The organism is Helicobacter pylori, assembly GCF_001653475.1.
Taxonomy (GTDB): Bacteria; Campylobacterota; Campylobacteria; order Campylobacterales; family Helicobacteraceae; genus Helicobacter; species Helicobacter pylori_CM.
Genome location: NZ_CP011487.1, coordinates 102,905 through 122,854 on the forward strand (window position 1 = coordinate 102,905; position 19,950 = coordinate 122,854).

Genomic DNA, 19,950 nt, shown 5'->3' on the forward strand with positions numbered 1-19,950 from the left:
AATGAATTAATTATTTTTGAAAATAATAATAGAGGATACAGGTTAGCTGTTTTAATGGAGTGCTGATCATAAAATCTAAAAATCAATTTGCTATTAAAGTGCTATAAGTTATCTTTAATCAATCAGATGATAGAATTTGTTTTTTATTTTTGAATTGGGAGCGTTTGATGGAAAAACTAGCGTTGTCTTTATTATTTACAGGGACTTTTTTGGGGCTTTTTTTGAATGCGAGTGATTTTAAGAGCATGGATAATAAGCAACTATTAGAGCAAGCAGGGAAAGTTGCTCCTAGTGAAGTTCCAGAGTTTCGTGCAGAAGTCAATAAACGATTAGCAGCGATGAAAGAAGAAGAGCGTAAAAATTATAAAGCGGATTTTAAGAAAGCGATGGATAAAAATTTAGCTTCTTTAAGCTAAGAAGATCGCGATAAACGTAAAAAAGAAATTCTTGAAGTGATTGCTAACAAAAAGAAAACAATGACCATGAAAGAATATCGTGAAGAGGGGCTAGATTTGCATGATTGCACATGTGAAGGTCCTTTTCATGATCATGAAAAAAAGGGAAAAAAAGGGAAAAAACCAAGCCATCATAAACATTAGCGCTTAGGGTGTGTTAGTGGGGTGTTTTTGTTTTTTGGCGTTGGTTAGGGTTTAAAATGTTGGAATGGTGTTTGTATTTTTTGGATATTTATAGTATCATAGTCCAATAATAAGGACCCTTTGAACGCCTGTATTTTAAGACGGCTAAAATAGCTTGGATTCTTAGGTAGTTTTTTATCAATAGAAGAAGATTTCAAAAGAGAGCTTATGAAGAACAGTAATTTTTGTTGCGGTTATATATTTATTAAAACTAGGAGTTTTAGTGTGAAACGGATTTTATTTTTTTTAGTAGCTACGACTTTTTTGTTGAGAGCAGAAACGGATTCTGCTACTATTAACACTACAGTTGATCCCAATGTTATGTTTTCTTGAAAGCTCTACAGGGGATGTGAAAAAAGACCGCAAGAGGGTTTTAAAGAGTATGGTTAATTTGGAAAAAGAGCGCGTGAAGAATTTTAACCAGTATTCTGAAACCAAGATGAGTAAGGGCGACTTATCCGCTTTTGGAGCTTTCTTTAAGGGGAGTTTGGAAAGCTGTGTGGATCAAAAGATCTGTTATTATGAACATAAAGGTGGTAAGGTTTCTTTTGTCGTGAATGATAGGGAGAAGTTTTATAAACATGTGCTTAAAGACTTAGGGACAGAGCTTTCACTCCCTTTGTTTAACTGGCTTTATAAAGGCTCGGATTTTGGGGCTTTGCATGAGCAGTTTGGGGATATGTATGATGGGTATATCAAATATTTGATCAGCATGGTTAGGATAAGCCAAAAAGAAAAGGCTAGAAAACTGGATGCAGTCACTCTTAAAAAAATGGAAGCTCAAGCTGAGAAAGACACTAAGGCAGCGTTTCAAAAGAGGAGCAGTGGGGAGCTTGAAAACCATACGGATAGCCCTGACTTTATAAGCTCTTCTAAGAGAACACAGAATGCTTCTAATCCGGATCTAGATTCTACGACCAATGCTAACACGCTCAAAGAAACAGCTTCAAAAGAGCCAGAAATTTCTTCAAAAAAAGAGGAAAAGCCTAAGAAAAAACGCCGCCTTTCAAAGAAAGAAAAGCAACAACAAGCCTTGCAACAAGAGTTTGAAAGGCAAATTAGTGACTCTAGTAAGTCTGAAAAATAGCTAACTTATCTTTTAGTAGGGAGCTTTAAATAAGTCTTTTTAAGCATTCCTTTTTTAGGTTTTTAGCTCCCTATCACTCTGTTTTGTGTTAGGGCTATCTTTTTTAAAAACCATTACTTTTTTAAAATCTTTAGACTTTAAGTTTTTTGGCTTTTTTTTGCGGTAACGATTAGGTTTTGTTGCGTAAAAATCTTTGAAATATAGCGATTGGTAGAGTTAAACATAACCCCATCTTAAGACATTCCAACGCATTTTATAAAGCCTGTAAAAATTTTAACGGAGTATCGGTAATCAAATGGATGCCTTTGAGTGTTTTTTACAATCAAAATAAAAGAGCTTGCGTAAGCGAGAGCGGTAGTTTCTCATAACGCGCTCTTATAGGGTTAGGGGGATTTAGTTTTGGGGGTTGTAGGGGAATTGTTTCAAAATGCCTCCTATTCTCTTATGAGTTTTAAATAAATTTAATGAGTTTTGCTATAAAAGGGAATCCCAAACGATGTAATAACGCTTGAAAACCCTATTGTTTAAAATCTTTGAAGGATATTAAAGTTGGATAAAGCTTATTTGCATTGGATAAAAACAAAGCCTTTTTAGGAACTTAAAACCCCTAAAGATTAGAGCTATCCTCTAGCATTTTAAGGTTTTAGCTAACCCCCCTAATGAAGTCTCTTTGTATTTTTCATTCATGTCTTTTCCGGTCGCATACATCGTAGCGATCACTTCATCTAGGCTCACTTTAGGCTTGTATTCATCTTCTAAAGCCAGTTTAGAAGCACTGATCGCTTTAATCGCTCCTAAAACATTGCGTTCAATGCAAGGGATTTGCACCAAGCCCCCCACCGGATCGCATGTCAATCCTAAATGGTGTTCCATAGCGATTTCACTAGCGATTAAAACCTGTTGCGTGGTCGCTTGGCACAAATAGGCTAACCCCCCCGCAGCCATAGAGCTTGCCACGCCAATTTCAGCCTGACACCCCGCTTCTGCGCCACTCAAGGAAGCGTTTTTCTTGTAAAGATAGCCAATCGCCGCGCTGGTGAGTAAAAAATCATTGATGGCCTTTTGCGATAAATTTTCAAACAAATGGTTTTTGGCGTATAAAAGCACGCTTGGCACCACCGCACACGCTCCATTAGTGGGGGCGGTTACCACCTTACCTCCGCTAGCGTTTTCTTCAGCAATGGCGCGAGCGTAAAGCGAAATGTAATCAATCAACGCTAATGGGTCTTTCCCGCTTGTGGGGTGTTTTTCTAAACGCGTTTTAATGCTTGGGGCTAATCGTGTTACTCTCAAAGAACCGGGCAGATACATTTCTTTAGAATTAGCCCCATTATGGTAACACTCAAGCATCGCATGATAAATTTTAGCCATCATTGCATCAGGGCGGTTTTTTTGGGCGTCTTCTCTCAAACGCACGATTTCAGCGATGTTTTTTTGGTGTTTTTGGCATAATTCTAGCAATTCCTTAGCGCTTGAAAAATCATAAGCAACGCTTCCATTCCCGCCCTCTTCAGACAAGTTGTCTAATTCTTTTTCGGTATAGACAAACCCTCCACCGACAGAATAGTAAGTTTCTTCTTTTAAAACCTCATTTTTAGCGTTAAAAGCTTTTAGAATGAGAGCGTTTTGGTGTCTGGATAAAGGTTTATTGTCAAAAATCAAATCTTTAGAATAATCAAAATGAATGCAATGTTGGTTAGCGAGCTTTAAAACTTTGTTTTCAAGCACTTCATGCAATAAGGCTTTTTTGGTTGTTACCTCTAATTCGTTAGCATAAATACCATGCAAGCCAATTAAAACCGCCTCATCGCTCAAATGCCCTTTACCGGTTAAAGCTAACGAGCCATGCAAGATGATTTGAACGCGCACAACCTGCTCTAAAATGCCTTTTAACAACCCACAAAATCTCGCTCCAGCTTCCATAGGCCCTATAGTGTGTGAAGAGCTAGGCCCTACGCCAATTTTAAAAATAGATAAAATAGAAAAACTAGCCATTAAAATAGTCCTAAAAACACGCTCAAAGCCGTTAAGCTCCCAAAGACAAACACAAAAATATCCACTTTAAAGTTTCTAAAACGCTTCAAACTAGAAACGCTATAAAAAGCTATCATAGGCATCACAAACAGAATGAGCGCGATAATGGGACCGCCTAAATTTTCAATAAAATCCAAGATATTGGGGTTAATATAAGCCACAAGCGTGATAGTCAGCCATAAAAAAATCGTTACACTAACACTCAAGGTTCTAGGAGTTTTTTTCAATTTTAAACTTTGAATAATAATGCCTTCTAAACCCTCCTTAGCCCCATAATAATGCCCAAAAAAAGATGAAAAAATCGCTAAAAAAGCCACCACAGGTCCTGCATAGTTGATTAAAGGGTTGTTTAAAGTGTTGGCAAAATAGCTTAAAATGGGGATATTTTGTTCCCTTGCTTTCACAAAATCATTAGCATTCAAGCACATCACACACGAAAACACAAAAAACATCACAAACCCTAAAAGCATCAGCGATGTCCCTAATTCAATTTGATTGAGTTTATACTCTTTGAAAGTGCCGTATTCTTTTTCCACATCTTGAGTGAAGGTTGAAATAATGGGGCTATGGTTGAATGAAAACACAAGCACCGGTAAGGTTAGCCAAATAGCTAACACAAATTCTTTAAAACTCGGCACCACAAAAAGATTAGCACCTTGCCAATAAGGGATAAGATACAAAGAAAAAAGCAATAAAATCAAGCATAAAGGATACACTAAAGCGTTACAAATACGCGTAACAATCGTAGCGTTAAAAACCATCACCAACATCATTAAAGAGACTAACGCTACAGCCAGTAAGCCCCGATGAAAAGGCGCTAAATGCAACTGGTTAGTGAAAAAATGATCAAACACATTAGTGATACCCACCCCATAAGCCAAACAAATAGGATAAATCGCCAAGAAATAAAGCAAAGTGATAAGAAAACCCCATTGAGCGCCAAAATGAGAGCGAACGACCATGGTAATGTCTTCTTTATCTTTAGATCCTATGAAATAAGCTAAAGCTCTATGCCCTAGATAAGTTAAAGGGAATATAATCGCGCTCATCACCACAATAGCCCATACCCCATGCCCACCGGCTCTAATAGGCAAAAATAAAATCCCAGCCCCTACCGCCGTGCCAAATAAGGATGCCATCCAACGCAAATCAAACGCATTGAGTTTTTTAGGATCTCTTATAAGCGCTTTTTCTTGTGCCATGCTATTAAACCGCCCCTTTTATCGTGTTAAAGAGTTTCCATTGTAGCATAAAGCTTTTTATGATTGGGGTTTTTTGAGATTAAGGGGTGGTTTTTAGCGCGCATTTATTTTCTAAAATCCACGATTTAACCCGCACAAGCTATAATAACGCTTAAAAAAAGATTAATAAAGGATTATAGAAATGTCAAACACAACTTGGTCGCCCGCTTCATGGCATTCTTTTAAGATAGAGCAACACCCCACTTATAAAGATAAGCAAGAATTAGAAAGGGTCAAAAAAGAATTACGCTCTTACCCTCCCTTAGTGTTTGCTGGTGAAGCGAGGAACTTGCAAGAGCGCTTAGCCCAAGCGATTGACAATAAGGCGTTTTTGTTGCAGGGGGGCGATTGCGCGGAGTCGTTTTCTCAATTTAGCGCTAACAGGATTAAAGACATGTTTAAAGTGATGATGCAAATGGCGATTGTCTTAACTTTTGCTGGCTCTATACCAATCGTGAAAGTGGGGCGCATTGCCGGGCAATTTGCCAAGCCGCGCTCTAATGCGACTGAAATACTAGATAATGAAGAAGTGCTAAGCTATAGGGGGGATATTATCAATGGGATTTCCAAAAAAGAAAGAGAGCCAAAGCCTGAAAGAATGCTTAAAGCCTACCATCAAAGCGTAGCGACTTTAAACCTTATCAGAGCCTTTGCTCAAGGCGGGTTAGCGGATTTAGAGCAAGTGCATCGTTTCAATTTGGATTTTGTCAAAAATAACGACTTTGGGCAAAAATACCAGCAAATCGCTGACCGGATCACGCAAGCTTTAGGGTTTATGCAAGCATGCGGGGTGGAGATAGAGCGAACACCTATTCTTAGGGAAGTGGAATTTTACACGAGCCACGAAGCGTTACTGCTCCATTATGAAGAGCCTTTGGTGCGTAAGGATAGTTTGACTAACCAGTTTTATGATTGCTCCGCGCACATGCTGTGGATTGGCGAAAGGACAAGAGACCCTAAGGGTGCGCATGTGGAGTTTTTAAGGGGGGTTTGTAACCCTATTGGCGTGAAAATCGGGCCTAATGCGAGCGTGAGCGAAGTGTTAGAATTGTGCGATGTTTTAAACCCGCACAACATTAAGGGGCGTTTGAATTTGATCGTGCGCATGGGCTCTAAGACGATTAAAGAGCGTTTGCCTAAACTTTTGCAAGGGGTGTTGAAAGAAAAACGCCATATTTTATGGAGCATTGATCCAATGCATGGCAACACGGTTAAAACCAGTTTGGGGGTTAAAACAAGGGCTTTTGATAGCGTGTTAGATGAAGTGAAAAGCTTTTTTGAAATCCATAGGGCTGAAGGGAGTTTGGCTTCAGGGGTTCATTTGGAAATGACAGGTGAGAATGTTACAGAATGTATCGGTGGCTCGCAAGCGATCACTGAAGAGGGTTTGAGTTGCCATTACTATACGCAATGCGATCCAAGATTAAACGCCACCCAAGCCCTAGAACTCGCTTTCTTAATCGCTGACATGCTTAAAAAACAGCGTGCTTAGTTAAAAAGAGATTAATCTTTTTTTAACTCTTTTTCTTTATAATTATCGTTAGCATTTTAATATTCAAAGGAGCTTGAAATGAGAATTTCTTTTTTAGCTGTAATTTTAGTGCTATTATTTGCAGCTTGTCGTGAAACCAAACAACAAATTTTACAAAACGAAGCCGATAGCACCCCTTCAGAAAAAACCATTTGGCAGCCTGAACAAAAATAAAAATTGTAAAAATACTCAAAGGCATTTTTTAAAATAAACGCAATAAAAAAGCTAGCGGATGGTAGTCTTTTGTCAAGCGATCTTAAGGGCTGTAAGGAGAAACGACTTCAAAACACTCCCTATCCCTTATAAATTTTATTATCCAACTAAATTAAAGTTTTTAAAAGTAAGAGAATGGCTAAAAAGCCCAGAATTAAAACGGGTGAAAGCTTGAGAGCCAAACTACAAACTCTCTAAAACCTTTTGAGCATGGCCTTTCGCTTTGACATTGTAGAAGCATTTTTCTAAAACGCCTTGCGTGTTGATAATGAAAGTGGAGCGGATAATCCCCAAATGCTCCTTCCCGTAAAGCATACGTTTGCCATAAGCTTTGTAAAGATTGGCGGCTTTTTTATCTTCATCGCAGAGCAAAATCACATTCAAAGAGCATTGGCTGATAAATTTTTGATGCGATTGGGCGTTATCAGGGCTTATGCCCACGACAACAGCGTTTTTCTTTTCAAATTCACTAAACAGAGCACTAAAGTCTTGCGCTTCTAAAGTGCATCCTGGGGTGTTGTCTTTAGGGTAGAAATACAGCACCACTTTTTTATGGAGCAAATCTTTTAAAGAAATTTCTACGCCATCGCTGTTTTTCAATCTAAAATCAGGGGCTAATTGCCCTACTTTTAATTTTTCCATCCTTATCCTTTAATAGAGAATGATAGCGACTTTTTGAGGCCCATGCACCCCAAAAACGGTTTTTAATTCAATATCGGCTGTCCGGCTAGGCCCGCCAATAAGGAGCATGTTTGTGGGCAATACACCGTTTTTGCTCTGGTTTTTTAAAGCTTGCATGCCTTCACTCAAATTGCGCACAATGGATTCTTTTTTCAATAAGATAATGCAATTAAGGGTGATGAGCGAAAGCAATCGCGGGCTTGCATGCGAAGAAACCGCCCCAATCATGCCCAAGCTTGAAATCCCGCAAACCCCATGCAACAAAGCCGTATCAATCTCAAACAACTCTTCACGCATCGCTTCAATTTCTTTATCATAAGGCTGTAAAATAAAATCCTTAAATGCTTCAAAATTCAAATTTAAATCTGTAGAGTGTAAGACTTTTTTGCTTTTAAAATTTTCTAAAGCCTTTAAAACCGCTTGCTCTAAATTTTCTTTAGCGCTTTCAATGACTTCAGCTTTATTCAACACTTGGAAATGTTTGTATTCTTCCACCAAGTCTTCAAATTCCACTTTAATGATATTCCTGTAAGCAGGGTTTGCTCCCTGAATGGTGTGCTTGGCTCTGGCTTCTTTAATGCGGTTTAAAATAAGCTCTTTACTCATAAATAACCCCTTCTAAGTGCTGAACTTTTGCATGCAAGCTTGTGTCCATATCGGGTAAGGTTCTCACGCTCGCCCACTCTTTGACTAAAGGCAGTATGGGGGCTAAAAGCTTGCCTAAAGGCGAGAAAAATTGAGCCATTTTCAATTGGAAACGCCACTTAGCCCCATCGCTTGCCATTTTGGCAAACATTTTCATAGAGAATTTTTCCATCCCGCTGTGTTGGGTGCTTTTAGCCCCCTTGACTACACCCCTGCCCTCGCCCACTTTATCCGATCGCAAGTCTCTAATGAGTTCTGCTAAAGGGATTTCTACAGGGCAAACTTCAGTGCAACGCCCGCAAAGACTGCATAAATTAGGGATATGCCCGTAATTATTCAGGCCAAAGAGTTGGGGGGATACCACCACGCCTATAGGGCCAGGATAAGTAGAAAGATAGGCATGCCCACCGATTTTATCATACACAGGGCAGTGGTTCAAACAAGTCCCGCAACGAATGCATGAAAGAGCGCGATAATACTTTTCATCAGCCAAAATATTAGAGCGGTTGTTGTCTAATAAAATGATGTGGGCTTCTTTAGGGCCGTCTAAATCGCCCTCTTTTCTGGGGCCTGTGATAATGTTTTGATAACAAGTGATAGGCACACCCACAGCACTTGGAGCGAGCAGATTGTTTAAAATCGCCGCATCATCAAAGCTTTCTACTAATTTTTCAATCCCGCAAATAGCAACATGCACATCGCATGCGGTGGTACTCATTCTGCCATTGCCTTCATTTTCCACTAACCAAATCGCTCCTTCATTAGCGATAGCGAAATTAACCCCACTAATCCCCATTTTAAAGCTTTCAAATTCTTTGCGCATGTGTTTTCTGGCGATCGCATTAAGCTTTTCAGGCTCTTCTTCATAAGCGGCGTTGAGTTTTTCTTCAAAAATCTTACCGATTTGCTTGCGGTTTTTATGGATAGCCGGCACGACAATATGCACAGGGTGTTCATTAATGAGTTGGATAATCAATTCGCCCAAATCCGTTTCTTGCGCTTGAATGCCCTTTTCTTTGAGATAATGGTTCAAGCCAATTTCTTCGCTCGCCATGGATTTTTGCTTTAAAATGCGCTTGATATCTTTTTCTTTAGCGAGGTTGTAAATGATTTCATTAGCTTCATCGCCGTCTTTAGCGTAATGGATTTTAAAGCCGTTTTGAGTGGCGTTTTTTTCAAACAATTCCAAATATTCATCAAGCCTGGATAAAATTTTAAGCTTGACTTCTTTGCCTAATTCCCTTAAATTTTCCCACTCGCTGTAACGATTTTTAATCAGATTCTTACGATTAGTCCTTAAGGTATCCATTGCAGAACGCAAATTTTCCCTTAATTGCTTATCGCCTAATTGGTCGGTGATGGTTTCTTCGTATTCTTGGTCGCTGTGATATTTTTCCATGATTATTCCTTAAAATAATTCTTTAATGTTAAAGCCCAAGCCTTGAGGCTAAAAAGTCATAAAAATGCATGGGTTTTGTTAAAGAGCCCATTTTTTGCATAGCGGTGCTGATATTCATCAAACACCCAGCATCCGCTGAAACAATCACATCCACTTGACGGCTTTCTATGTCTTTAATCTTTTCTTTGACCATAACCGCTGAAATTTCAGGCTCTTTGACTGAAAAAGTCCCTCCAAACCCGCAGCACTCTTCTTCTTTTTCCAATTCAATGAGTTCCACATTTTTAAGCTGTCTGATGAGATTTTTCGCTGAGTCAATCACTTTAGCCACCCTTAAGGCATGGCAGTTAGAATGCCATGTGATTTTAAGGGGTTCGCCCTTATCTTCATACTTGACTTGCAATTTTTTATCCAAAAACTCGCTTAATTCATACACCCTAGAGCAAAAATCTTTAACCATGTTGAATTCCGCATGCCCTTCAAACAATTCCAAATAATCATGCCGCATCATCCCTGTGCATGAACCGCTAGGTAAAATAATAGGGTAGTCGTTACTGGAATAAAGTTTGATATTATATAGAACGACTTTTTTTGTCTCTTCATAATACCCTGAGTTATAGCTTGGCTGACCGCAACATGTTTGGTCTTTTTTAAAAACCACTTCCAAATTTTCCTTACGGAGTAATTTGATAGCGTTAAGCGATGCGTTGCTGTATATGGCTGCTCCTAGACAAGTAGCAAAGAAATTGACTTTCAAAGAATGCTCCTTAAAATTCCAAATTAAGAGTTTCAAACATAATATAATACTCAAAATTAGTAAGATTGTAATCACAAGTTGATAAACCCACTCGCTCAAACATTGTTACTAAAATAAACCGCAAACCCGTTAAATTTGACTTAATATTAAATGCTACTTAAAATTAGTTTTTTCTTTTAAGTAAGATAAAAAAATACTTTTAATTATTCAAGGAAAATTTATGGAATTTTATCAAGTCTATGACCCATTAGGCAATATTTGGCTGAGCGCTTTAGTGGCGCTATCGCCTATTGCACTCTTTTTTATTTCTCTTATTGTCTTTAAACTTAAGGGGTATAGCGCTGGGTTTTTAAGCTTAGTGCTTTCAATCATTATTGCGTTATTTGTGTATAAAATGCCTGCTCAAATGGTGAGCACGAGTTTTTTCTATGGCTTTCTTTATGGCTTATGGCCGATCGCATGGATTGTGATCGCTGCGATTTTTCTTTACAACCTTTCAGTGAAATCCGGGTATTTTGAGATTTTAAAAGAAAGCATTTTAACCCTAACGCCGGATCACCGCATTTTAGTGATTTTGATTGGCTTTTGTTTTGGCTCGTTTTTAGAAGGAGCGATCGGTTTTGGAGGTCCGGTAGCGATCACAGCGGCGATTTTAGTCGGCCTTGGGCTAAACCCCTTATACGCTGCCGGATTGTGCCTAATCGCTAACACCGCTCCTGTAGCTTTTGGTGCGGTGGGTATTCCTATTACGGCAATGGCTAGCGTGGTGGGTATCCCTGAGTTAGAGATTTCTCAAATGGTGGGCAGGGTGTTACCCCTTTTTTCCATTGGTATTCCTTTTTTCATTGTGTTTTTAATGGATGGTTTTAGAGGGATCAGAGAGACTTTTCCTGCAGTGGTTGTTACCGGGTTTAGTTTCGCTATCGTGCAATTTTTAAGCTCTAATTATCTAGGGCCACAACTCCCGGATATTATTTCAGCTTTAGTGTCATTGATCGCTACCACTTTATTTTTAAAATTCTGGCAGCCCAAGCGCATTTTCACCAGCAATGGCAAAGAGCCCACGATTAACACAGAAAAACACCATATTTGTAAGGTGATTGTGGCGTGGATGCCTTTTGTGTTGCTCACTATTACGATTATCATATGGACGCAACCCTGGTTTAAAGCGCTCTTTAAAGAAGGTGGGGCTTTGGCGTTTTCTAGCTTTGCGTTTGAATTCAGTTCTATCAGTCAAAAGATTTTTAAAACCGTTCCCATTGTCACTGAAGCGACCAATTTTCCTGTCGTGTTCAAATTCCCTTTGATCCTAACGACAGGCACTTCCATTTTTTTAGCCGCTCTTTTAAGCGTGTTTTTGTTGCGCGTGAAAATCAGTGATGCGATAGGGGTGTTTGGGACCACTTTAAAAGAAATGCGTTTGCCGATTTTAACCATTGGCGTGGTTTTAGCGTTTGCGTATGTGGCTAATTATAGCGGCATGAGCGCTACGCTCGCTTTAGCGTTAGCGGATACCGGGCATGTTTTCACTTTCTTTTCGCCTGTTGTAGGTTGGCTTGGGGTGTTTTTAACCGGAAGCGATACGAGTTCTAATCTTTTATTTGGCTCTTTGCAAATGCTCATCGCTACACAGCTTGGCTTGCCTGAAGTGCTTTTCTTAGCGGCAAACACTTCAGGGGGTGTTGTGGGTAAAATGATAAGCCCTCAAAGCATCGCTATCGCTTGCGCGGCGGTGGGGCTAGTGGGGAAAGAGAGCGAATTGTTCAGATTTACAGTAAAATACTCTATCGCTTTGGCGATCATTATGGGGATTGTATTCACTCTTATTGCTTATGTCTTCCCCTTTATTATCCCGGTTACTCCTACTTAATCTTAATGGAGGGGGTTTAGGGGAGTAAGAGAATATTTTTAAAAGGGATTTTTTAGTGCTAGAATTTCATCAGATTTATGACCCTTTGGGTAATATTTGGTTGAGCGCTCTTGTGGCCTTATTGCCGATTTTGTTATTTTTCTTATCTTTAATAGTTTTCAAACTCAAAGGTTATACAGCGGTCTTTTTGAGCGTGGCTCTGTCAGCCATTATTGCGGTTTTAGCGTATAAAATGCCTGTTAGCATGGTAGGTTCAAGCTTTCTTTATGGCTTCCTCTATGGCTTATGGCCGATCGCTTGGATCATTATTGCGGCGATTTTTTTATACAAACTCAGCGTTAAATCCGGCTATTTTGAAATTTTAAAAGAAAGCGTCCAGTCCATCACTTTAGACCACCGCATTTTAGTGATTTTGATTGGCTTTTGTTTTGGATCGTTTTTAGAAGGAGCGATTGGTTTTGGAGGGCCTATTGCCATTACAGCAGCGATTTTAGTGGGATTAGGGTTAAGCCCTTTATATTCTGCCGGATTGTGCCTAATCGCTAATACCGCTCCTGTGGCTTTTGGTGCGGTGGGTATCCCTATAAGTGCGATGGCGAGCGCGGTAGGGGTGCCAGCGATTTTGATTTCAGCCATGACGGGTAAAATCCTCTTTTTTGTGAGCTTGTTAGTGCCGTTTTTCATTGTGTTTTTAATGGATGGCTTTAAGGGGATTAAAGAAACTTTTCCGGCCGTTTTTATAGCGGCTTTTTCTTTCGCTGGTGCGCAATTTTTAAGCTCTAATTATTTGGGGCCAGAATTGCCTGGCATTATTTCAGCCCTTGTTTCACTCGTTGCAACCGCGCTCTTTTTGAAATTTTGGCAGCCTAAAGTGATTTTTAGAAGCGATGGCAAAGCGGCTTCATTCACTAAGAGTAACCATCATATCTGTAAGGTTTATGTCGCTTGGTCTCCTTTTGTGATTTTGGTTTTAGTGATTGTGTTATGGATACAGCCTTTTTTTAAGGCTTTATTTGAAAAAGACGGCTTGTTAGCTTTTTCTAATTTTTATTTTGAATTCAATAACATCAGCAACCACATCTTTAAAAGCCCGCCTTTTGTAGAATCCGATCAAAGCGTGAGTTTTCCGGTGGTGTTTAAATTTTTCTTAATCAACACGGTTGGCACTTCCATTTTTTTAGCCGCTCTCATTAGCATGCTCGTTTTAAGGGTGCGAGTGAGCGATGCGCTGAGTGTCTTTGGCGAGACTTTAAAAGAAATGCGCTACCCCATTCTTACCATTGGTTTAGTCTTAAGCTTTGCCTATGTGTCTAATTACAGCGGTATTTCTTCCACTCTAGCCTTAGCGCTCACCCATACGGGATTAGCTTTCACCTTTTTCTCGCCCTTGATCGGGTGGGTGGGCGTGTTTTTAACCGGGAGCGATACGAGTTCTAATCTTTTATTTGGCTCTTTACAGCAACTCACCGCCCAACGATTGCACCTCCCTGAGATTTTAACCCTAACGGCTAATACCGTGGGTGGCACTTTGGGCAAGATGATAAGCCCTCAAAGCATCGCTATCGCTTGCGCGGCAGTGGGATTGGCCGGGAAAGAGAGCGATTTATTCAAATTCACGGTTAAATACTCCCTTATTTTTGTAACGATCATGGGAGTCGTGATTAGCGCGATTGCGTATTTGATCCCTGAAGTGGTGCCTGCGATAAAGTAGAGCCATTTTAGATTTGGCAAACTTTAACCCCCAAATAAATTTTTTTGTTTTAAAAAATTCAAGATTTTAAGCGTCATAGAGCTTATGGGTAAGGTTTCTAAGTCTTTAAGGCTATAAAAACGGATAGGGTTTTTTAAATCTTTTATCCCAGCTAAATAGAGGTTTAAATTGAGCTTGAATTTAGTGTGGCTGTGTTTGATTGCGCCTAAAAAGGGGAGTTTGCATTCTGAATTTTCTTTTAGACTAGGGAAATGGTGCATCCCAAAATAGAGTTTTTGCTCTATTTTTTCTAAAGCGATTTGGTTATTTTGGATCACAATGCCCAAGTAACGCTCTTCTTGAATGATTTCTTGTTTTTTCTTAAGCGTGTGTTTTTCTGGGTGGTTTTTACCTAAACAATAAGGATTTAAAGGGCAAAGTGCGCATTTGGGTTTAGGGGAGCAGATTAAAGCCCCTAGATCAATTAGGGCTTGGTTATGATTAAAGCTTTCATTAAGATTGAGAAAATCATTCGCCTTAATTTGCAGATCTTTAGCCGTGATATTAGGATCCAAACCAAAAAGCCTTAAAAGCACTCGTTTGATATTAGCATCCACGCATGCGCTCTTTTCTCTAAAGCCAAAACATAAAATCGCATTAGCCGTGTATGCGCCAATCCCGGGGAGTTTCAACAGGCTTTGATAGTCATTGGGTAATTGTGAGTTATGCTCTTTAACGCAAAATTCAGCGCTTTTTTTTAAATTTTTAGCCCTTGAATAATAGCCAAGCCCTCTCCAGAGCAATAAAATCTCCTCTAATGGAGCGTTCGCTAAGTCTTTTAAAGTGGGGAAAGCTTTTAAAAAAGGGGAATAAAAACGCTCAACCACCGTGTTGATTTGGGTTTGTTGGCTCATCACTTCACTGATATAGACTTCATAAGGGGCGTTAATGCCCTTTAAATTCCTAAAAGGTAAATCCTTCCGCCCAAATTTTTCATACCATTTTAAAAGGGCGTTGTGTAAAGTTTCCAGTTACAACCACCTATAAGCGATGAATTTGACCCAAGGCACGCACACGCTTAAAAACACGATTAAATACAAAAAGCCAAAAATAAACCCCCATTTCCAAAAATCCTTGCTTTGAATATACCCACTCCCGTAATAAATGGTGGATGGGCCTGTGCCATAGGGGGTTAAAATCCCCATAATTCCTAAAGAGAACATTAAAAACAAGCTCAATTCTTGCAGATTGACCCCTTGAATGTTCGAACCAATCCCTACAAAAAGCGCGAATAACGCGCTCACATGAGCGGTGATGCTAGCGAAAAAATAATGCGACAGATAAAAGAGGGCTATAATAAACAATACTGCTATTAACGGATCCAAGTTAGCATGCTCTAAAAAATCTTTAGCTGCATTGCCGATAAAATGTAAAAACCCTACATTTTTAAGCCCGCCAGCCATCGTGAGTAGCGATCCAAGCAATAAAAAAATATTAAATGCACTCTTGTTTTTAAGGATGTCTTCATAGCTCACAATCTTACAAAACGCCATTAAAACCATGACAATCAAAGCCGTCGCGCTCGCATGCAAGCCTAAAGGTTTGCCAAAAATCCAACCCAATAAAGCCAATAAAGTGAGGCTGAGCATTAAAATTTCTTTTAAAGAAAACTTCCCCATGCCCTCTAATTCTTTTTTAGCCCACAAACTCACTTCTTTTGAGCCTTTTAAGGTGGGAGTGCAGGTTTTATACGCTAATAAAGGCACAAGCAAGATCAAAACCACCCCACAAGGCAAGAACGCTAAAAACCACGAAAACCATGAGATTTCATTCACGCCCATTTTGGTAGCGATTTCCATTGCTAGGGGGTTAGGAGCGAGCGCGGTTAAAAACATGGACGAAGTGATGCAAGTTGAAGCCAAAGCGACCCACATCAAATACGCACCGATTTTGTCAGGGTTATTATTTGGAGTGGATCCCATTAAAGGCGGGATAGATGAAACGATTGGATAGAGTATGCCCCCACTTCTAGCGGAGTTGCTAGGGATAAAGGGGGCTAGACACAATTCGCTCAAACCAATCGCATAGCCTAAACCTAAAGGGGTTTGCCCTAAAAACCTAATGAGTAAAAGAGCGATCCGTTTCCCTAACAAGCTTTTTTCATACCCTAAACCCAAAATAAAAGCGACAAACACAAGCCACACCGTTTTATTCGCATACCCGCTCAAACCCCACGAAATAGCCTTATTAGCACTCGCTATTTTATCGCTCGCTCCAATTTTTAACGCCACGCACAACACTAATGCGCTTAAAGCTATCAAACCTGATGGCACCGGCTCTAACACTAGCCCTATAATCATGCCTATGAAAATACAAAAATAAAGCCATGCGTTAGGGTTTAACCCATCCGGTGTGCCTAAAAAATACAACAGCGTTGCGATAAAAAAAGGGGCAAGGATTGAGAGAATTGGTTTAACCATGTTTAGCCTTTAGCCAAAGATAGTAGTGGTTTGGCTTAAAAATGTCATTCAAATTGGATTAAGTTAGCAATGTTACAGAAAAATATTAAAAATTAAGCTTTTTGAAAAAGATAAAATTTTATAATTATGTTTATCTTTGTTGAATTTACTACAAAAATAGGAGTATTGCATGCAAGAAAATGTGCCTTTGAGTTATGATTATTCCATTAGCAAATTGTTTCTTTATGCGATGGTTGCCTTTGGGATAATAGGCATGTTAATAGGGATTGTGCTAGCCTTTGAATTGTCTTTCCCTAACTTGAATTATATTGCAGGGGAGTATGGCGTTTTTGGCCGCTTACGCCCTTTACACACGAATGCGGTGATCTATGGTTTCACTCTTGGGGGGATTTGGGCGAGTTGGTATTATATCGGTCAAAGGGTGCTTAAAATCACTTACCACCAACACCCCTTTTTGAAAATTGTAGGGTTATTGCATTTTTGGCTCTGGATTATTCTTTTAATTCTAGGGGTTATTAGCTTGTTTGCTGGTCTTACTCAATCTAAAGAATACGCTGAATTGATGTGGCCTTTAGATATTATTGTGGTTGTGGCATGGGTGCTATGGGGGGTTAATATGTTTGGGAGCATGAGCGTTAGGAGAGAAAATACCATTTATGTGTCTTTATGGTATTATATCGCTACTTATGTGGGTATAGCGGTGATGTATATCTTCAACAACCTTTCTATCCCCACCTATTTTGTCGCTGATATGGGGAGTGTTTGGCATTCTATTTCTATGTATTCAGGCAGTAATGATGCGCTCATTCAATGGTGGTGGGGGCATAATGCGGTCGCTTTTGTCTTTACGAGTGGGGTGATTGGCACGATTTATTATTTTTTGCCTAAAGAGAGCGGTCAGCCTATCTTTTCTTACAAACTCACTTTGTTTTCTTTCTGGAGCTTGATGTTTGTTTATATTTGGGCAGGCGGGCATCATTTGATTTATTCCACCGTGCCTGATTGGGTGCAAACCCTTTCTAGCGTGTTTTCAGTGGTGTTGATCTTGCCTTCGTGGGGGACAGCCATTAACATGCTTTTAACGATGCGAGGCCAGTGGCACCAGCTCAAAGAAAGCCCTTTGATTAAATTCTTAGTTTTAGCTTCAACTTTCTACATGCTTTCCACTTTAGAAGGCTCTATTCAAGCCATCAAGAGCGTGAACGCCTTAGCCCACTTCACCGATTGGATTATAGGGCATGTGCATGACGGCGTGCTTGGGTGGGTAGGCTTCACTTTAATCGCGAGCATGTATCACATGACGCCTAGGCTTTTTAAAAGAGAGATTTATTCAGGCAAGCTTGTGGATTTCCAATTTTGGATCATGACTTTAGGGATTGTGCTTTACTTTTCGTCCATGTGGATTGCAGGGATCACGCAAGGGATGATGTGGAGGGATGTGGATCAGTATGGGAATCTCACTTACCAGTTCATTGACACGGTTAAGGTGCTGATCCCTTATTACAATATTAGAGGCGTTGGGGGTCTTATGTATTTTACCGGATTTATTATTTTTGCTTACAATATTTTTATGACAATCACAGCAGGCAAAAAATTAGAGCGTGAGCCCAATTATGCCACGCCTATGTCTAGATAGGGGAGGTTGGAAATGTTTAGTTTTTTAGAAAAAAACCCGTTCTTTTTCACTCTTGCGTTTATTTTTGTGTTTGCGATTGCAGGCTTGGTGGAGATTTTGCCCAATTTCTTTAAATCCGCTCGCCCGATTGAAGGCTTACGGCCTTACACGGTTTTAGAGACAGCGGGGAGACAAATTTATATCCAAGAGGGTTGTTATCATTGCCATTCCCAACTCATCCGCCCCTTCCAAGCTGAAGTGGATCGATATGGCGCATATAGTTTGAGCGGGGAATATGCGTATGACAGGCCATTTTTATGGGGTTCTAAAAGGATTGGCCCTGATTTGCACAGGGTGGGGGATTATCGCACAACCGATTGGCATGAAAAGCACATGTTTGATCCTAAAAGCGTTGTGCCGCACAGCATCATGCCAGCCTATAAGCATTTATTCATAAAAAAGAGCGACTTTGACACCGCTTATGCAGAAGCTTTGACGCAAAAAAAGGTTTTTGGCGTGCCTTATGACACAGAAAACGGCGTGAAATTAGGGAATGCAGAAGAAGCGAAAAAAGCCTATTTAGAAGAAGCTAAAAAAATCACAGCCGACATGAAAGACAAGAGGGTGCTAGAAGCGATTGAGAGAGGTGAAGTGTTAGAAATTGTGGCTTTGATCGCTTATTTGAATAGCTTGGGTAATTCCAGGATCAACACTAATCAAAACGCTAAATAAGGGGTGAATGATGGATTTAGAAAGTTTGAGAGGTTTTGCGTATGCGTTTTTCACTATTCTTTTTACACTCTTTTTATACGCTTATATTTTTAGCATGTATAAAAAGCAAAAAAAGGGTATCGTGGATTATGAGCGATACGGATACTTAGCGTTAAATGATGCTTTAGAAGATGAGTTGATTGAACCGCGCCATAAAAAAGTTCATGATAATGGCATAAAGGAAAGTTGAAATGGATTTTTTAAACGACCATATAAATGTTTTTGGCTTGATTGCAGCGCTTGTGATTTTAGTTTTAACCATCTATGAATCCAGCTCGCTCATTAAAGAAATGCGCGACAGCAAATCCCAAGGGGAGCTCATGGAAAACGGGCATTTGATTGATGGGATAGGGGAGTTCGCTAATAATGTGCCAGTAGGCTGGATCGCAAGTTTTATGTGCACGATTGTGTGGGCTTTTTGGTATTTTTTCTTTGGGTATCCGCTGAATAGCTTTTCTCAAATCGGGCAATATAATGAAGAGGTTAAAGCGCACAACCAAAAATTTGAAGCCAAATGGAAGCATTTGGGCCAAAAGGAATTGGTGGATATGGGTCAAGGCATCTTTTTAGTCCATTGTTCGCAATGCCATGGCGTCACCGCTGAGGGTTTGCATGGGAGTGCTCAAAATCTGGTGCGCTGGGGTAAAGAAGAAGGCATTGTGGACACCATTAAGCATGGCTCTAAAGGCATGGATTATCTCGCTGGGGAAATGCCCGCTATGGAATTAGACGAAAAAGACGCTAAAGCGATTGCGAGCTATGTGATGGCAGAAATTTCTAGCGTTAAAAAGACGAAAAACCCTCAACTCATTGATAAAGGCAAGGAGCTGTTTGAAAGCATGGGTTGCACAGGCTGTCATGGCAATGATGGTAAGGGCTTGCAAGAAAATCAAGTGTTTGCAGCCGATTTGACCGCTTACGGCACAGAGAATTTTTTAAGAAATATCTTAACGCATGGCAAAAAGGGCAATATAGGGCATATGCCGTCATTCAAGTATAAAAACTTTAGCGATTTGCAAGTTAAAGCGTTAGCCGAATTTATCCAATCGCTAAAACCCTTAGAAGATTAAAGGAAAAGAGATGAAATTTTTAAACGGATTAGCAGGGAATTTACTGATTGTGGTTATTTTATTGTGTGTGGCCGTTTTTTTTGCACTCAAAGCGATCCATATCCAAAAAGAGCAAGCCACCAATTATTACCGCTATAAGGATATTAACGCTTTAGAGACAAAAAACACCCAAAACCGGGCTAATTATGAATTAGTCAATCAAGGGAGTAAAAAATGAAATTCACGACT

17 protein-coding genes and 2 pseudogenes are annotated in these 19,950 nt (G+C 39.8%); 11 read left to right on the top strand and 8 right to left on the bottom strand.

The window, feature by feature from the left end:
* Window positions 1-167: 167 nt before the first annotated feature.
* Window positions 168-599, top strand: a pseudogene (locus tag AA974_RS00490) (DUF1104 domain-containing protein).
* Window positions 600-863: 264 nt separating this feature from the next.
* A pseudogene (locus AA974_RS00495) lies at window positions 864-1,725 on the top strand (hypothetical protein).
* A 627-nt stretch (window positions 1,726-2,352) separates the two neighbouring features.
* Here AA974_RS00495 and AA974_RS00500 read toward each other — a convergent pair.
* Both AA974_RS00500 and AA974_RS00505 read right to left on the bottom strand, forming a co-directional pair.
* Window positions 2,353-3,720 carry an L-serine ammonia-lyase gene (locus AA974_RS00500; protein WP_064432958.1) on the bottom strand — a complete coding sequence of 456 codons (1,368 nt, stop codon included), beginning with the start codon at window positions 3,718-3,720 and terminating at the stop codon, window positions 2,353-2,355.
* Window positions 3,720-4,961 (bottom strand): serine/threonine transporter, encoded by a 1,242-nt coding sequence (locus AA974_RS00505; protein WP_064432959.1) that lies wholly within the window; start codon window positions 4,959-4,961, stop codon window positions 3,720-3,722. Before AA974_RS00505 ends, AA974_RS00500 begins: the two co-directional genes overlap by 1 nt.
* Window positions 4,962-5,142: 181 nt before the next feature.
* On the opposite strand from AA974_RS00505, the gene AA974_RS00510 reads away from it, so the two are divergent.
* On the top strand, window positions 5,143-6,492 hold the full coding sequence (locus tag AA974_RS00510) for a class II 3-deoxy-7-phosphoheptulonate synthase (protein ID WP_064432960.1): 1,350 nt from the start codon (window positions 5,143-5,145) through the stop codon (window positions 6,490-6,492).
* Between the two features lie 78 nt (window positions 6,493-6,570).
* Complete coding sequence (locus AA974_RS08160; RefSeq protein ID WP_021436666.1) at window positions 6,571-6,705, top strand: HP0135 family lipoprotein; 135 nt, start codon at window positions 6,571-6,573, stop codon at window positions 6,703-6,705.
* 222 nt (window positions 6,706-6,927) lie between these two features.
* Here the strand turns inward: AA974_RS08160 and AA974_RS00520 are convergent, their stop codons facing one another.
* The 4 genes from AA974_RS00520 to AA974_RS00535 are packed head-to-tail and all read right to left on the bottom strand — an operon-like array spanning window position 6,928 to window position 10,226.
* The gene (locus tag AA974_RS00520) at window positions 6,928-7,386 is read right to left on the bottom strand and encodes a peroxiredoxin (RefSeq protein ID WP_064432961.1); all 459 of its coding nucleotides are present in this window, start codon (window positions 7,384-7,386) and stop codon (window positions 6,928-6,930) included.
* Between the two features lie 9 nt (window positions 7,387-7,395).
* Window positions 7,396-8,031: a LutC/YkgG family protein gene (locus AA974_RS00525; RefSeq protein WP_064432962.1), complete on the bottom strand. Its 636-nt coding sequence runs from the start codon at window positions 8,029-8,031 to the stop codon at window positions 7,396-7,398.
* Window positions 8,024-9,469, bottom strand: coding sequence for a LutB/LldF family L-lactate oxidation iron-sulfur protein (locus AA974_RS00530; RefSeq protein ID WP_064432963.1), 1,446 nt, complete (start codon window positions 9,467-9,469; stop codon window positions 8,024-8,026). Before AA974_RS00530 ends, AA974_RS00525 begins: the two co-directional genes overlap by 8 nt.
* Window positions 9,470-9,497: 28 nt before the next feature.
* Entirely contained in the window at window positions 9,498-10,226 is a 729-nt protein-coding gene (locus tag AA974_RS00535) for a (Fe-S)-binding protein (protein ID WP_064432964.1), read from the bottom strand.
* A gap of 220 nt (window positions 10,227-10,446) precedes the next feature.
* On the opposite strand from AA974_RS00535, the gene AA974_RS00540 reads away from it, so the two are divergent.
* Both AA974_RS00540 and AA974_RS00545 read left to right on the top strand, forming a co-directional pair.
* Window positions 10,447-12,096: an L-lactate permease gene (locus AA974_RS00540; protein ID WP_064432965.1), complete on the top strand. Its 1,650-nt coding sequence runs from the start codon at window positions 10,447-10,449 to the stop codon at window positions 12,094-12,096.
* 55 nt (window positions 12,097-12,151) lie between these two features.
* Complete coding sequence (locus tag AA974_RS00545; protein WP_064432966.1) at window positions 12,152-13,807, top strand: L-lactate permease; 1,656 nt, start codon at window positions 12,152-12,154, stop codon at window positions 13,805-13,807.
* Window positions 13,808-13,830: 23 nt separating this feature from the next.
* Here the strand turns inward: AA974_RS00545 and AA974_RS00550 are convergent, their stop codons facing one another.
* Together AA974_RS00550 and AA974_RS00555 are read right to left on the bottom strand one after the other, a co-directional pair.
* Window positions 13,831-14,817, bottom strand: a complete 987-nt coding sequence (locus AA974_RS00550; protein ID WP_080470966.1) for an adenine-specific DNA glycosylase — start codon at window positions 14,815-14,817, stop codon at window positions 13,831-13,833.
* On the bottom strand, window positions 14,818-16,266 hold the full coding sequence (locus AA974_RS00555) for a DASS family sodium-coupled anion symporter (protein ID WP_064432967.1): 1,449 nt from the start codon (window positions 16,264-16,266) through the stop codon (window positions 14,818-14,820).
* A 169-nt stretch (window positions 16,267-16,435) separates the two neighbouring features.
* Between AA974_RS00555 and ccoN the strand changes: the two genes are divergently transcribed.
* From ccoN to AA974_RS00580, 5 genes are read left to right on the top strand one after another with little or no spacing between them, the layout of a single operon-like run.
* Window positions 16,436-17,902 carry a cytochrome-c oxidase, cbb3-type subunit I gene (gene ccoN, locus AA974_RS00560; RefSeq protein WP_064432968.1) on the top strand — a complete coding sequence of 489 codons (1,467 nt, stop codon included), beginning with the start codon at window positions 16,436-16,438 and terminating at the stop codon, window positions 17,900-17,902.
* A 12-nt stretch (window positions 17,903-17,914) separates the two neighbouring features.
* The gene (ccoO, locus tag AA974_RS00565) at window positions 17,915-18,613 is read left to right on the top strand and encodes a cytochrome-c oxidase, cbb3-type subunit II (RefSeq protein WP_064432969.1); all 699 of its coding nucleotides are present in this window, start codon (window positions 17,915-17,917) and stop codon (window positions 18,611-18,613) included.
* 10 nt (window positions 18,614-18,623) lie between these two features.
* Window positions 18,624-18,842 (top strand): cytochrome c oxidase, cbb3-type, CcoQ subunit, encoded by a 219-nt coding sequence (locus AA974_RS00570; protein ID WP_064432970.1) that lies wholly within the window; start codon window positions 18,624-18,626, stop codon window positions 18,840-18,842.
* 1 nt (window position 18,843) lies between these two features.
* A complete protein-coding gene (gene ccoP / locus AA974_RS00575; RefSeq protein WP_064432971.1) occupies window positions 18,844-19,722 on the top strand; it encodes a cytochrome-c oxidase, cbb3-type subunit III in 879 nt (292 codons plus the stop codon).
* Between the two features lie 10 nt (window positions 19,723-19,732).
* Window positions 19,733-19,939 (top strand): DUF4006 family protein, encoded by a 207-nt coding sequence (locus AA974_RS00580; RefSeq protein WP_064432972.1) that lies wholly within the window; start codon window positions 19,733-19,735, stop codon window positions 19,937-19,939.
* The last annotated feature ends 11 nt before the right edge of the window (window positions 19,940-19,950 follow it).

What these genes read in the sequence shown, in the direction of transcription:
- AA974_RS00500 (WP_064432958.1), bottom strand. Translation starts at nt 3,720, where the DNA reads ATGGCTAGTTTTTCTATTTTATCTATTTTTAAAATTGGCGTAGGGCCT.
- AA974_RS00505 (WP_064432959.1), bottom strand. Translation starts at nt 4,961, where the DNA reads ATGGCACAAGAAAAAGCGCTTATAAGAGATCCTAAAAAACTCAATGCG.
- AA974_RS00510 (WP_064432960.1), top strand. Translation starts at nt 5,143, where the DNA reads ATGTCAAACACAACTTGGTCGCCCGCTTCATGGCATTCTTTTAAGATA.
- AA974_RS08160 (WP_021436666.1), top strand. Translation starts at nt 6,571, where the DNA reads ATGAGAATTTCTTTTTTAGCTGTAATTTTAGTGCTATTATTTGCAGCT.
- AA974_RS00520 (WP_064432961.1), bottom strand. Translation starts at nt 7,386, where the DNA reads ATGGAAAAATTAAAAGTAGGGCAATTAGCCCCTGATTTTAGATTGAAA.
- AA974_RS00525 (WP_064432962.1), bottom strand. Translation starts at nt 8,031, where the DNA reads ATGAGTAAAGAGCTTATTTTAAACCGCATTAAAGAAGCCAGAGCCAAG.
- AA974_RS00530 (WP_064432963.1), bottom strand. Translation starts at nt 9,469, where the DNA reads ATGGAAAAATATCACAGCGACCAAGAATACGAAGAAACCATCACCGAC.
- AA974_RS00540 (WP_064432965.1), top strand. Translation starts at nt 10,447, where the DNA reads ATGGAATTTTATCAAGTCTATGACCCATTAGGCAATATTTGGCTGAGC.
- AA974_RS00555 (WP_064432967.1), bottom strand. Translation starts at nt 16,266, where the DNA reads ATGGTTAAACCAATTCTCTCAATCCTTGCCCCTTTTTTTATCGCAACG.
- ccoN (WP_064432968.1), top strand. Translation starts at nt 16,436, where the DNA reads ATGCAAGAAAATGTGCCTTTGAGTTATGATTATTCCATTAGCAAATTG.
- ccoO (WP_064432969.1), top strand. Translation starts at nt 17,915, where the DNA reads ATGTTTAGTTTTTTAGAAAAAAACCCGTTCTTTTTCACTCTTGCGTTT.
- AA974_RS00570 (WP_064432970.1), top strand. Translation starts at nt 18,624, where the DNA reads ATGGATTTAGAAAGTTTGAGAGGTTTTGCGTATGCGTTTTTCACTATT.
- ccoP (WP_064432971.1), top strand. Translation starts at nt 18,844, where the DNA reads ATGGATTTTTTAAACGACCATATAAATGTTTTTGGCTTGATTGCAGCG.
- AA974_RS00580 (WP_064432972.1), top strand. Translation starts at nt 19,733, where the DNA reads ATGAAATTTTTAAACGGATTAGCAGGGAATTTACTGATTGTGGTTATT.